Source organism: Lolliginicoccus suaedae, from assembly GCF_008312885.1.
GTDB lineage: Bacteria > Actinomycetota > Actinomycetes > Mycobacteriales > Mycobacteriaceae > Lolliginicoccus > Lolliginicoccus suaedae.
Map to the genome: position 1 here is coordinate 87,086 of NZ_VSSO01000001.1, position 13,696 is coordinate 100,781.

General features: G+C 66.9%; 10 protein-coding genes. 7 read left to right on the forward strand and 3 right to left on the reverse strand.

Annotated features, from left to right (window positions below):
- Positions 1 to 24: 24 nt before the first annotated feature.
- Complete coding sequence (locus FXO18_RS00390; protein ID WP_149359104.1) at positions 25 to 2,013, reverse strand: ABC transporter permease; 1,989 nt, start codon at positions 2,011 to 2,013, stop codon at positions 25 to 27.
- A gap of 230 nt (positions 2,014 to 2,243) precedes the next feature.
- The gene (locus FXO18_RS00395; RefSeq protein ID WP_149359105.1) at positions 2,244 to 3,236 is read right to left on the reverse strand and encodes a ribonuclease H family protein; all 993 of its coding nucleotides are present in this window, start codon (positions 3,234 to 3,236) and stop codon (positions 2,244 to 2,246) included.
- A gap of 229 nt (positions 3,237 to 3,465) precedes the next feature.
- On the opposite strand from FXO18_RS00395, the gene FXO18_RS00400 reads away from it, so the two are divergent.
- Genes FXO18_RS00400 through FXO18_RS00410 form a run of 3 tightly spaced genes read left to right on the forward strand, consistent with a single transcriptional unit; the run spans position 3,466 to position 7,783 of the window.
- Complete coding sequence (locus FXO18_RS00400) at positions 3,466 to 4,368, forward strand: ABC transporter permease (RefSeq protein WP_149359106.1); 903 nt, start codon at positions 3,466 to 3,468, stop codon at positions 4,366 to 4,368.
- Entirely contained in the window at positions 4,368 to 5,579 is a 1,212-nt protein-coding gene (locus FXO18_RS00405) for an ABC transporter ATP-binding protein (protein WP_149359107.1), read from the forward strand. Before FXO18_RS00400 ends, FXO18_RS00405 begins: the two co-directional genes overlap by 1 nt.
- Positions 5,576 to 7,783 (forward strand): glycosyltransferase, encoded by a 2,208-nt coding sequence (locus FXO18_RS00410; protein WP_149359108.1) that lies wholly within the window; start codon positions 5,576 to 5,578, stop codon positions 7,781 to 7,783. The genes FXO18_RS00405 and FXO18_RS00410 overlap by 4 nt, the downstream gene beginning before the upstream one ends.
- Positions 7,784 to 7,796: 13 nt before the next feature.
- Here FXO18_RS00410 and FXO18_RS00415 read toward each other — a convergent pair whose 3' ends face one another.
- Positions 7,797 to 10,085: a glycosyltransferase gene (locus tag FXO18_RS00415; protein WP_149359109.1), complete on the reverse strand. Its 2,289-nt coding sequence runs from the start codon at positions 10,083 to 10,085 to the stop codon at positions 7,797 to 7,799.
- On the opposite strand from FXO18_RS00415, the gene FXO18_RS00420 reads away from it, so the two are divergent.
- The 4 genes from FXO18_RS00420 (at position 10,048) to FXO18_RS00435 (ending at position 13,573) form a co-directional block, all read left to right on the forward strand.
- The gene (locus FXO18_RS00420) at positions 10,048 to 11,772 is read left to right on the forward strand and encodes a glycosyltransferase (RefSeq protein ID WP_149359110.1); all 1,725 of its coding nucleotides are present in this window, start codon (positions 10,048 to 10,050) and stop codon (positions 11,770 to 11,772) included. The two genes, FXO18_RS00415 and FXO18_RS00420, sit on opposite strands and share 38 nt — an antisense overlap.
- 132 nt (positions 11,773 to 11,904) lie before the next feature.
- Positions 11,905 to 12,159 carry a GlsB/YeaQ/YmgE family stress response membrane protein gene (locus FXO18_RS00425; protein WP_149359111.1) on the forward strand — a complete coding sequence of 85 codons (255 nt, stop codon included), beginning with the start codon at positions 11,905 to 11,907 and terminating at the stop codon, positions 12,157 to 12,159.
- Between the two features lie 136 nt (positions 12,160 to 12,295).
- Complete coding sequence (locus FXO18_RS00430) at positions 12,296 to 12,817, forward strand: gamma carbonic anhydrase family protein (RefSeq protein ID WP_149359112.1); 522 nt, start codon at positions 12,296 to 12,298, stop codon at positions 12,815 to 12,817.
- A gap of 78 nt (positions 12,818 to 12,895) precedes the next feature.
- Positions 12,896 to 13,573, forward strand: coding sequence for a uracil-DNA glycosylase (locus tag FXO18_RS00435; RefSeq protein WP_149359113.1), 678 nt, complete (start codon positions 12,896 to 12,898; stop codon positions 13,571 to 13,573).
- The last annotated feature ends 123 nt before the right edge of the window (positions 13,574 to 13,696 follow it).

Genomic DNA, 13,696 nt, shown 5'->3' on the forward strand with positions numbered 1-13,696 from the left:
GTGTGGACGATTCCTCTGGGCAGCCTAGGTCGTGAGGGAATGCGGTTCCCGCTGAATGGCGGAGATACGCTTGTTCTTGCCGTGCGCGGCGGTGGTGTAGCACCAGGCGTAGAAGACGATCAGCGCGTACCAGAACAGCTGCACCAGCAGGTACGCCACCGTCCACAGCCATTCCGGGACGTCATCGCTGACTTCGCGCTGCAGGAAGTGATGCTCGGTGACGAGCTCCTTCGTCTCGCCCTCCGCCGTGGTGACCTGGCGGCCCTTGTCGCTGAGGATCTCGGGATCATCGGGCGCGTAGACGGGCAGCGCCATGTGGACGGTCGGTGCGAGGTGCAGCCGGATGAGCGTCTTCCACGAGCCGTACAGCGGCAGCGGGTGCTCCGAGGTGTACTCGCCGGGCTCGCCGGTGGGCTGCATGGCGACGCGGATCACGCCGGGGGCACCGGACTCCGGGTCCCGCGGGGGGTTCGGCTCGTCCGGGTCAGCGAGCCCCTGCCACGCGAGCGCGTACAGCCAGATGGCATCGTCAGCGATGCCCTCGGGGGTGAATCGCACAGTGATGGTGGCCATGCAGCGGCGGTCCCCGTCGCACTCGGTGTCGCCGGTGCTGCCCGGCAGGGGCTGTCCCTGCTCGTCGTAGTAGGTGACGTCGCTGAACGTGGAGGTGGCGGTGATACCGGTCCGCTCGGTCGGGGGCGCGTACACCTGCATCAGGGCGATGAAGCCGAGGATGCCGACGAGTCCGGCGGCGTGGGCCTTCCAGAAGGCGCTGCTGCGCGGGGAGAGCCGGATGACCTTCTCGGCGTCGGCGCGGGTGAAGCTGGCGCGGGCCTCGACGAGGTCGAGCTTGTCGGTGTGCCAGGCGGCGAGAAGGCCGCCGGAGAGCGCGGCGAGCGTGCCGACGGTGAGCATCAGCGGCAGCGAGGAAGCGGGCAGCGGCTGGGGCAGTGGCATGAGGATGTGGCTCCAGCCCCATTCGGCGAGCATGCCGAGCGTGCCGACGAGCAGGCCACTGACCAGGCCGAGCAGCACCTTGCGGCGCGGATCGATCACCAGCGCGGCCGCCTCGACGAGCAGCGCGGCGGGCAGGAACAGCAGGAACCCGGCGACGAGCACGTCGTCGAGCGCGGCGACGGTGCCCATGAGGAACAGGTGCGCGATGATGTAGACGGTCCAGGCGAGCAGTGCTCCGCCGCGGCCGAACCGCATGCGGACCGCGGTGAAGATCCAGGCGGTGATGAACCCGGCGATGATGAACTGGGTGGCAGCGGGGAACTGCGGCACGCCGAGGTCGAATTCCATGAGGAACGCGAACGGGGCGATGCAGAGGCTGAGCAGGACGGCCTCGCGGAACCTCCCGAAGGTGGTCTGGGTGCCGGGCGCGCCGATCTGCTTGGCCTCGGCGTGGAGGAGGACGATGCCGAGCATGAAGGTGACGGCGCCGCCGATCATCATGATGTGGGTGGGGCCCCATTCAGTGACGTCGGGGCCGAAGATGCGGTGCCAGATGTCATCGGCGGGGAAGCCGATGAGCGCGATCGTGCCGGCGGCGGTGATGATGAAGCCGCCGAGGGGGCTGCGCCATCCTGGGGCGATGCGGATGGTGCGGGCGGGGAGCTTGCTGTTGTGGCCGAGGATGATGCTCAGCACGCCGGCGATGAAGAAGCCGACGATGCCGAGGAAGATCGGCCAGTGCGAGGGGTTGGAGAGGGCGCCGTCGTCGCGGCCGTACTGCATGTGCAGCGCCACGTCCCACCACACGCCGAATCCGCAGGCCAGGAGCGTGAACACGCCAAGGTAGGCGGGGAGGCTGAACCAGCGGGGCATGCCGTCGCGCTCGGCGAGCCAGTCGGCGAAGCGGCTGATGAGGGTTGTCTTGCCGGCGCGCTCGCGCAGCATCGTGTGGATTATGGGCGCGCACATCACGAGCGTGATGATCATCGCGATCGCGATGTCCTGGAAGGATGCGCCGCCTACTGGTGCGGTCTCTGGTGGCTGTGCGACAAGCATTGTCGATATGCCCTCTCTGTCACACGGGATCGCTACGGGATGGGCGCTCCGTTGCGCTCACAGCGAAACCGAATTAACTGGACAAGACGATACACATATCAATGATGCGCTTCCTAGGCTCTGAGCGGGAGATGTGAGGACAACCTCATGAAATCTTTCTGGTGATCGAGGTCGCAGGAAGCAAGGCGCTAGCGGCGCGACAATGGCCGATCCGCGAGCCCGCATGCGCTCTAGCGGGCGAGCCCCATGCTGGACTGGTGCCACTCGCTGACGATGTTGCCGATGATGATCTCGTGCCCCGGACCGGTGAGGCCCGCGCTGCGGTGGCGGCGCGTTGCCAGCGCGAGCCGGTCCGCGGTCTCGTTGAGCTCATGGCCGGCATGACCCTTGATCCACTGGATCTCGATCTGTCGCCCCTGCCGCTTGGCATTGATGCGATCGACGAGCGAGCGGGCACGCTCCGGAGCGGTGCTCGGGTTGTTGATCGCCGACACTGCTGGCTTGCTATCGCTGAGGATGCGTAGCGGGCGCCGGCCCTGGCAGGACGCGATCGCGAGCTGGATCGCGGCGAGCTCCGCGAGGAATACATCGGACACGGCCGGCAGGTACTTGGTGACGTGCCTGCCCTCGGCGTCCATCACAGCGATTCCCGCGCCGGGCCGCCCGCGGCGTAGCGACGCATCCGTGCACACGATCAATGGCCCCCGCTGCCGCTCGTGGCGCTCGGCGAGCGCTGCCTGGCGGGCGAGGACCTGGTCCTCGGCGAGCGCGGCGGACCGGCTCAGGGCAGCTCGGACCGAGCTGCGGGCAAACGCGCCCGAGACCTCGCAGCCGGGGAAGGAGGCAGAGGCGCCGTGCAGCAGCGACAGCAGCAGGGGATCGTGCGCATGCACGGCGAGGCTCCGGCCGGTAGAGCTGGCGAGCTCGTAGAGGTGCGCGAAGCAATCGAGCCCGGCGCGGGCGGCCAAGCGCGCGGCCGCAAGCTCATCCGAGCACGTGGGGATGGGGCTGCGCGCCACCGTCGCGGTCGTCCACATGCGATCAGTGACGCTGGCGACCGCCCAGGCCGAATCGATCGGGCCTCCATCGGTGACGAACGGTCCCCGGAATGTGCGGATGACGGCCCACAGGCCAGGCGGCGGGTCGAGGGCTACGCCGCGCGAAGCCTGGCCCGTGGCACCGCGCCGCACGAGGTCGAGCCACTTGCCTGCTGGTTCCCGCATCGCGATTGCCCTCCCCTGATCCCTTGCCGCCCTTGGCCGCCCCCTCGAGCACGTGCCCCTTCCGCACCGGACCAGCCATGATATCGCAGGCACGCCTGCGGAGGCACCACACGAGTACTGGTCGCGGCCGCAGCGGCGTCACGTGCTGCTCGGCCGCCGGATCAGCCCTCGCATCCGCTGTTGATAGTCTGGCCCCTGCCCTGCTTCTCGATGCTCCCGGAGGGGATCCATGCCCGCACCGCTAGATGAGCAGGCTGCATCCAATCGCCTGACGCGGGTGAACGCGCCACGACCGTTCCTCCTCGGATTCGGCACCTCAGCGCGCGAGGTATGGCGCTACCGGGAGCTGCTGGGCAACCTCATCCGCAAGCAGGTCACGGTCAAGCACAAGAACTCGTTCCTCGGCTTCCTGTGGAGCCTGCAGATCCCGCTCGTCCAGCTCGCTGTCTACTGGCTCGTCGTGGGACAGATCCTGCGCGCGGGCGACATTCCGTATTTCGGCCTGTTCATCTTCTGCGGCCTCGCGGTCTGGGCGTTCTTCGCGGACCTCCTCCAATCGACCACCGCATCGATCGTGAGCAATTCGGCGCTCGTGAAGAAGGTGTATTTCCCGCGGGAGCTGTTCCCGCTCTCCACCACGGGCGCTGCCGTCGTCAACTTCTCCTATTACCTGGCGATCCTTCTCGGAGGCGTGGCGCTAGCGGGTGTTCTCAGCGGAGTCTGGCCGGATCCCGCGCGAATCGCTCTCCCGGCCCTCGGCTTGCTCACGGTCATCGTGTTCGGGCTCGCGCTGGGCATGTTCCTCGCCGCGGTGAACGTGTACCTGCGCGATGTCCAGCACTTTGTCACCGTGATCATGATGCCGTGGTTCTGGCTCACCCCGATCATCTACGACATCAGCATGGTGGAGCGCGCCCTGCCAGCCTGGCTCTACGAGATATACCTGCTGAATCCAATGGTGCCTGTCATCTATTCGTTCCGCGCGTTCTTCTGGCCGCAGGGCGTCGACTATGGCTTCGGTGATGGGCTGTATCCGCGGTTGTTGCTAGCGCTCGGCGTTTCGCTGGTGCTGCTGTGGATCTCGCAGCGGATCTTCTCCCGCTTGCAGGGCAACTTCGCGCAGGAGCTGTGATGGCCGGAAACGACAACATCGTCATCCGCACGGTCGACCTGTCGAAGCGGTTCACCATCCGCAAGGACAAGTCGCTCAAGGAGCGTGTCCTCAAGCGAGGCCGGGGACGATCGCACGCCGAGCAGTTCTGGGCCTTGCGCGATGTCAACCTCGAGATCGCTTCGGGGCACACCATTGGCCTGATCGGGCCCAATGGCTCGGGCAAGAGCACCTTGCTGCAGATGATCACCGGCATCATCACGCCGACCACGGGCTATATCGAGCGCACCGGTCGCGTGGCCGCGCTGCTCAATCTAGGTGCCGGTTTCCACCCCGATCTCACGGGCAGGGAGAACGTATACCTGAACGCGTCCATCCTGGGCCTCACCCGCAAGGAGATCGATCGGCATTTCGAGGCCATCGTGGCGTTCTCCGAGATCGAGAAGTTCATCGATACGCCGGTGAAGTTCTATTCGTCCGGGATGTACGTGCGGCTCGCGTTCGCGGTCGCGGTCCATGTCGATCCCGACATCCTCATCATCGATGAGGTCCTCGCGGTCGGCGACGAGGCATTCCAGCGCAAGTGCCGGGATCGCATCAAGCTATTCCAGGACCGGGGCAAGACAATAGTGCTCGTGACCCATTCGCTCGACCAGGTGGAGCAATGGTGCGACCGCGCGATCCTCCTGGTCAAAGGCGATGTGGTGGCGGAGGGCAACCCGAAGGATGTGGTGGCCCGCTTCCGCGAGATCCAGCGCGGCCCCGGGGCGCGGCCGAGCGCGGGCGCGCAGCGCACCGATGTGGAGATCTCGGCCGCCCGCGCCCTCGGGCCCGACGGAGCCCCGGCGGGAACGCTCGCCAGCGGATCCCCGATGGCTCTCGAGTGCGACATCACCAGCGAGCAAGCGCTCACGGATTGGTCGGTGCGCATCGAGCTCCGCAAGGCCGATGGCACGCTCGCGCATGCCTCCACGACCACCCAGCGTGGCATCGCCATGCCCGATCTAGCTGGCGCCATGACCATCCGGATCGATTTCCCCGCCCTTCCCCTGGCGGCCGGGAAGTACCACGCGGACCTCGCCGTGCTCGAGGCGCAGGGACAGGTGCTGCACGAGCGCAAGCAGGCCGTGCGCTTCATCATTGCCCGGGAATGCGAGGACGGGGGAGTGGTCGCTCTTGATCCGCGCGTCACTGTGGTCGATGGCAGAGCACCAGCGAGGGTCGTGGAGTGACTGTCACCATCGCCCGAGCTGTCGGTGAAGCGCAGGGCGCATTGCCTGACGGCGATGAGCCGATCGTGATGATCGCCGTGCACGGCTCCTACGACGACGTCGTGCGCTGCTACGAGTCGTTCCTGCGGGAGACCGATCCGCGCGTCCCGCTACTGGTGATCGATGACGCGAGCCCGGATGAGCGCGTGGTGACCGTCCTCGACGGGCTCCTGCGGCGCATGGGCGCCGCCCACACGGTGGTGGTGCTGCGCCAGCCGGAGAACCTCGGATTCGTGGGCTCGGCGAACAATGCGTTCGCCATAGCCCGGGGCCGGGACGTGGTGATCCTCAACTCCGACACCATCGTCGGCCCGGAATGGCTGCCGCGGCTGCAGGCGGCAGCCCGGTCGAGCTCCACCATCGCGACCGCGACCGCGCTGACCAATCACGGCACCATCGTCTCGGTCAGCGCCGACGGCAAGCCCGCATCCACCGTCCCCGGTGGCCACGATCCCCGCGAGGCAGCGATCCGCGTCGCGCGGGCAGCGACCAGGACGCGGCCCCGCTTGCCCACTGGCATCGGGCATTGCCTCTACATCACCCGGCGCGCGCTCGATGTCGTCGGCGGATTCGACGACGAGTTCGCGCCCGGATACGGCGAGGAGGTCGACTTCTGCCAGCGCGCCCTCGCGCATGGCCTCCAGCATGTGGTCGCCGACGATGTCTTCATCTACCACCGCGGTGGTGCGAGCTTTGGTGAATCGCCCCGCAAGCGACAGCTGCAGGCCGCCCACGAGCGCATCATCGCGCAGCGCTACCCCTACTACCACCCGTGGGTGCGCGAGCTTGCTATCGACGAGGGCTCGATGCTCGCCGCCGCGCTGCTCACCGCTCGCGCCGCGCTCGAGGGGCTGCACATCGCGGTGGATGGGACCTGCCTCGGGGCGCGGGTCGCTGGCACCCAGGTGAACGTGCTCGCCACGACGACGGCGCTGGCCATGCACCCGTGCGTGGCACGGGTAACCCTCTACACGCAGCGCATGGTCCCGCAGTACGCCCGCGATGCCACCGAGGGCATCCCCGGCCTGGAGCTGCGAACCATGCCGCGCGGCCGCGTCGACAGCGCCAGCAAGGCGCATGTGGTTGTTCGGCCGTACCAGGTGCAGCATCAGTGGGAACTGGACGTGCTGCGTGGCATCGCGCACCGCGTGGTGGTCACTTGCCTGGACCTGATCGCCTATGACAATCCCGCCTACTTCGGCACGGGCGCGGAGTGGCAGCGGTACCGCGACGCGACGCGGGCGATGTTCCGCGAGGCCGATGCGATCGGGTTCCTCAGTGGACACGTCGTCAATGCCGCGCGCGCCGAGGGAATGCTCGATGGAGACGTGCCGCACGGCATCGTGGGCAGCGGCACCGACCACGTGATCGTGCCGCAGGAACCGCCGGCACGACCATCGGGGCTCGGGGATATCGAGCCAGGCTACGTGCTGGTCCTGGGCTCGGCGTACCACCACAAGAACCGGCCCTTCGCGATCGCCGTGCACCAGCAGATGCGGGAGCGCGGGTTTCGCGGGCCGCTCGTGCTGTGCGGAGCAAGCCCGGCGCACGGCTCGACACTGCCGGACGAGCGCCGCCTGATCTCTGAGCCGGGCGCAGTGGCAGGCGCAGTGGTCACCCTCGGTTCCTTCCCCGAGGAGCACAAGGCCTGGCTGTACCAGAATGCCGCCCTCGTGCTGTACCCCACCTTGTCGGAGGGCTTCGGGCTGATCCCGTTCGAAGCGGCCCAGCATGGTGTGCCGGTGCTGTCCACCAGAGCAGGCTCGCTCGACGAGGTGCTGCCCCGGGGCATCCCCACCATCGACGCGCTCGACGCCGACCAGGTCGCGGGGATAGCAATGAAACTGCTCGGCGACCAGTCCGCGCGGGACGACCTGATCGATCGGCTCCGCGACCATGCCACCGCGCATTCGTGGGCCCGGACCGCCGATGCGCTGGTCGAGCTAGCACGGGCCAGTCTCGGTCGACCCCCACGATCGGGCGACCACGGGCACGAGGGACAGCGCGGGGCCAAGGGCATCTCCAGGACGATGGGAAACCTGATGGATTCGACCGTGATGCTCTATAACGCGATGCCAGGGGCGCGGGAAGCGATCACGCCGCAGGGGTCGCGGCGCGAGCAAGCGGCCCGGCGCGTCCTCGGAACGATCCGGCGGATGCGGTAGGCAGGGGCGCGCATCACCGGGGCGCGGGCTCGGTGATGCTTGTCCTGTATCGCCGGACAAGGCCCCGGTACTCCGGGTACCGGGAATCAAGGATCTTCTCGTTCGCCGATACCTGGACATCCCGGGTCTTCGGTGTGAAACTGCGTGCCCGGAAATGAAACACGAACGACCGATTCGCCACCGCGCACCGCCAGCCCTTGCGGCGGATGCGCATGCAGAAATCATTCTCCTCGCCGTAGCCCTTGCCGTAGGCCTCATCGAACAACCCGAGATCGCTGATCGCCTCGCGGCGGATCATCATGCAGAAACCATGCGCCACTGGCGACTCGTACCATTGTGGAAGCTCATCGGCGACGCCGAGGTAATGCTCGTACGCCAGATCCATCGGCAATTGTCCATCGATCGGTACCGAGAAGATCGTCGCCGCGTTGCTCCGCGATGTCACTGCTCCGAACCGCATGCCTTCCGCATAAAGAACTCGCTGCATCTCCTCCGCGAAACCACTGGTGACGATCGTGTCGGAGTTGAGCAGAAGCACATCGCTCGCTTGGTCCACTAGGTTCAGCACAGCGTTGTTGCAGTTGCCCACGAACCCGAGGTTCCGCGGATTGCGCGCATAGTGCAGATTGTCGTGTCCCTCGATCGCGGCGAGGATCCGGTGCTCCAGCTCATCGGCCTTCGGGCCGCAATCATTGACGTAGTACACATCGCAGGAAGGATTGCCCGCGAGGTCCGCGCACACCGACGCGATATTGTGCCGCAGCGAATCCCAATCACCGAAGACCGGGACGATCACCGACAAGCGGCGCGAGCCATCCAGTGCTGACTTGCTGCGGCGCTCCAGCGACCACTGGAACAATGTGGCGGGGTCGCACTGGGAATGGATCGTCCTGGATTCGCGGCGCAGGCGCTTGGTCGCACGGCCAACGGACCGGCGTGCGACATCGCCGATGCGCTGGAGAGCACGCAGTGCTGCGCGGGCCTTCTTCGCCAGCAGGGTCAGGTGCATGATTGTCACGAGAACAGCGATGAGCCCCCAGGTCCGCGCGAGGGAACCGCGCCGTGGCGCTGGAGCGCGCTCGATCGCCTCGATCATGGTGCCGATGGAGGATTCGGGCCCCAGGCAATCGGCATACCGGCGGCGCCCTGCTTCCCCCATCCGCTCCCTCATGCTCGGGTCGCCCGCCAGCCTCGCGATATGCCTGGCAAGGCCCTCGGTATCGCCAGGGCTGTAGAGCAGCCCGGTCTTGCCGTTGATCACCAGATCTGGGGTGCCGCCGCTGCGGGAACCAATGACCGGCAGCCCGCATGCCATGGCTTCCACGGTCACGCGGCCGAAAGCCTCGCACCGCGATGCCATGATGTAGATGTCGGCGTCGCGGAGCCACGGGGCGGGGTCGTTCTGGAACCCCGCGAACTCAACGCGCTCGAGCGGCACCTTGCTGTCGCGGAGCATCTCGATGATCCGTTTCTTGTATGCCCGGTCGGCGCCGCCGACGAGCACGAGCTCCAGATCATGCTGTCCCTCGCACATCAGGCGTGACAGTGCGCTCGCCGCATCGAGCTGGCCCTTGGACGGGGTGACCATTCCGACCATGACGAGCCGGACCGGCGATCCGTCCGCGCGGCCAGCTACTGGGTCCCGGCTGGGCCCGGTCGGCTCGACCACGGGGTAGGAGACGGAGACCTTGCGCGCGCCGCCGGTGCGGGCAGCGACGTGCTCGGCGACGGCTTCCGAGTTCGCGATGATCGATGACGACAGCATGCCGATCGCTCTGTACGTCGCTGATGAGCCGAGATAGAAGTGGAAGCCGTGATCCTCCGCGCCGAACTCGCGTATGTACCACACGTGCGGAATGCCGTTGAGGCTAGCGGCGAAGGCAGCCCAGGGGCAGGTGCTCGTATTGGAGACGACCACGTCAACATGATTGTCGCGGAGGATCGCGCGGAAGCGCGAGATCCCCATGAGGCTGCGGTGCACATCCGCGTGGGTCGCGGGCGCCTGCCGAACCCACCACGCGTGCGGCACGACCAGCACCTCCACGCCGAGCGCCACGAGGGGATCGCGGAGCCCGAGATCGGCGGGGATGGTGACGATCACTCGATAGCCGTGCTCCACTAGTAGCCTCGCGGATGCGAGCAGGGATCGCTCGCTGCCGCCGGTGGTCTTGCCGCTGTGCGATGCCCAGAGCAGGGTGGGCCTCGATGGCCGTGGTGGTTCGTCCGTCGCGGATTGCGTGGCATCGCGCCCCGGCCCACGCCCGGTGCTCGTGCTGCTCTGCATCGCCGCGCAAGTCTTCACCGGGCAGACTCTAACGAATCTGCTGCTCGTGCGTCCAAGCGATAATCGCTACGCTCGTCCCGCATGCGGAAGCAGATCCGGGCGCCCGCGTATCTCCTGGCGCATGGAGAACCAAGGGACATGGAAGCCCCGGACAGAGTGGAGAGCGCGATCATTGACTGACCTTGATATGACGGATCCAGCCTCGGGGAGCATGCAGCGACCGCTCGCGCGAGCGTTTCGATGGCGGCACGCGATCAACCGGAAAGAACTAGCGCGCATGACAGCGCTCAGGACCATCAGGGATCACATCCTCCTGACCTTCTCGGACTGGTTCGATGAGTCGTGGTACTTGCGGCAATACCCAGACGTTGCCTCGTCGGGTACGGACCCCGTCGCCCATTACCTGGCCTTCGGTGCGCTCGAGGAGCGGGACCCCGGGCCGAGCTTCTCGACGAGGGCGTACCTGGAGGAGAACCGCGACGTGGCGGCATCGCGGCTGAATCCTCTGGTGCACTTTCTCAGGCATGGAATCCAGGAAGGACGCACGCCACGCGCCAGCGAGATTTCACAGGGTCCCGTGATCGAGGGGATACCCGTAATCGGGGAGGATGACCGTGGGGCTGCCCGCGCGTCGATCGACGGTGCGAGCGTGCGGACGATAGGGATCGTTATCAAGAATGGCGCGTCGCCGCCACCTACTGCTTTTATCCGCGTGCTGCTGCCCTGGCGCGAGATTTCCCGTTCCGCGCCGTACAGGCCAATCATCATCGATGCGGTCCGACTGCTCGCCGCGGATGTGGCGTCCTTCGATGCCGTGGTCATTCAGCGAGATGCTATCGCTCCCCGCGTCGTGCCGGATGTGATCGACAATCTCCGCGAGCGCGGAGTTCCCTACTTGTTCGAGATCGACGATCTGTTGTGGGATCTGCCTGGCGATCACCCGGACCGGGCTGAGTACGAGGGCAGCAAAAGCTCGATCGTGCTCCTGATGCGGCATGCGCGAATGGTCTCCACCTCGACGGAGAATCTTCGGTCGGAGATCTCGCGGCACAATCTCAGCTCGATGGTCGTGCCCAACTCGTCCTGGTTCGAGTGCTGGGAGAAACCGATCGACTCTCGCCTCGCCGATGAGGTTCGCCGCGCGCATGGGCTCGACCCGGATCGTCCGCGGATCCTCTACATGGGCAGCGCGTCGCACGCGCTCGACGTGGAGATGGTCGCGCCTGCGATCGCGGCGGTGACCAGGGCGCGGCCGGATGTGGACGTGGTCCAGGTCGGTGGCGGGAGACTGGCACCGTCGGCCCGCGCGATCGCCGTGCCCGCAAGGTTCAGGGCGTACGAGGAGTTCGTCCAGTGGTTCAGGATCGTCGCTGGTGGTTCCTCGATCGGCATTGCCCCGCTGCGGGGAACCAGGTTTGACTCGATGAAGTCCGACATCAAGGCGCTGGACTACGCGCGCGCGGGTTTGCCAGCGATTTTCAGCGACGTCGAGCCGTACCGTGGTTCCGTGATCCACGGGCAGACCGGATTGCTGGTCGGGAACTCGAGCGATTCCTGGACCGCGGCGATTCTGGGGCTGCTGGACGATGAGCCAGCGCGGGCGCATCTGGTGACTGGCGCCGAGCAATGGGCCAGCGGAAGAAGCCATGAAGCACGTGCCGCGCTCGAGCAATTCATGCGGGAAGCGCTCGGCCGAAACCTCTAGGGGTATTTCTGGCAGCAATCACTGCTGCAGTCTCGATCCCGTTGCGGTTATCGCTCCCCCGGTTGCGGTGGCGCGCTGGGCTGATAAGACTTGAGGTGTCCAGGTTCTGCTCGACCAAGGAGAGTGTTTGTCATGATTTGGAGCATCATCGTTGCCATCTTCGTGGGCGCGATCATCGGTGTGCTGGCCCGGCTCGTGCTTCCGGGCAAGCAGCAGGTCTCGATGCTGCTGACCGTCGTGCTCGGTGCCGTGGGCGCGTTCGCGGGCTCCGCGATCGTCAGCGCTGTCGCGGACAAGGAGGGCTTCAACATCTGGGCCCTGCTCGTCGGCATCGTGGTGGCCGCCGCGCTGATCGTGGGCTACGAGCGGATCGCGCTCAAGAAGTAGCATCACGAGAGGACTGCCTGGCCGGGCACGGGGAGATTGTTCCCCGCGCCCGGCCTTCTTCGTGTTCGCGGGTGGCCATGCAGCCGCACCGCCTCCTGGCCCGGACATGGTGTCTCACATGTCCTAGGATGTGGCCATGCCGATCTATGCACTGGGCGACCGCGAGCCGACCATCCACCCCGAGGCGTACGTCCACCCCGATGCCGTCGTGATCGGTGCGGTCACCCTCGGCGCTGGCGCGAGCGTGTGGCCGACCTCGGTCCTGCGTGGCGACTACGGCACCATCGAGGTCGGGGCCGGTACGAACATCCAGGACGGCACGATCATCCATTGCACGAGCGTGCACCCCACGGCCATAGGCGCGAACTGCGTCGTCGGCCACAACGCGCACATCGAGGGCGCCACCATCGGCGCGAACTGCCTCATCGCCTCGGGCTCGGTGGTGCTCAACGGCTCGGTCGTGGGGGAGGGCGCCATCGTGGGCGCCGGGGCGGTGGTGCCGTTCAACTTCGAGGTGCCCGCGCGGCGCATGGCTCTCGGCGTTCCCGCCCGCATCCGCGATGGCTACGAGGTGCCCGAGGGACACGTCGATGGCAACACTGCCGTGTACATGGCGAACGGTTCCTACTATCGTGAGGCGCTGCGCCGGCTCGACTGAGCCCCCGGCAGGACCTCGGGGGAAGCTCGATGGGCTGGCGCAATGATGTGCGGGGACGCGACGGAGAAGCGAGGCAGCATGGCGCCACGGCCACTATCGGAGATCGTCGAGGAAGGCTGGGCGAAAGCACTGGCCCCGGTGGAACCGGTGATCGGGGTGATGGGGGAGTTCCTCCGCAACGAGGTCGCCGAGGGGCGCGGATACCTGCCCAGCGGAGCCAACGTGCTGCGGGCGTTCCAGCAGCCGCTCGACGAGGTGCGCGTACTGATCGTCGGGCAGGACCCGTACCCAACGCCGGGCCACGCGGTGGGACTGAGCTTCTCGGTGGCGCCGGACGTGCGGCCGATCCCGCGCAGCCTCGCCAACATCTTCCGCGAGTACTGCGACGATCTCGGCCACCCGATGCCGGCGACGGGTGACCTGACGCCGTGGTCGCGCGCGGGGGTGCTCCTGCTCAACCGCGTGCTGACCGTGCAACCCGGCCAGCCCGCCTCCCACCGGGGCAAGGGCTGGGAGGCCGTGACCGAGCAGGCGATCCACGCGCTCGTTGATCGCGACGAGCCCCTCGTGGCGATCCTCTGGGGGAAGGACGCGGCCTCGCTCAAGCCGATGCTGCAGGACGTGCCGATCATCGAGTCCGCGCATCCCTCGCCGCTCTCGGCGTCGCGGGGGTTCTTCGGCTCCCGGCCATTCAGCCGCGCCAACGAGAATCTGCTCGACCTAGGGGGCGACGAGATCGACTGGAAGCTGCCCTAGCAGAAGGCCCTAGCAGATGTGCCCTGGCAGATGCCACGGTCAAGCCTTGCCATCCCGGCATGGGCGCGGGCTAGGCTTGGCATAGCGTGATCCATCGGACAGCACGAGGGAGGTGAGCAGGCG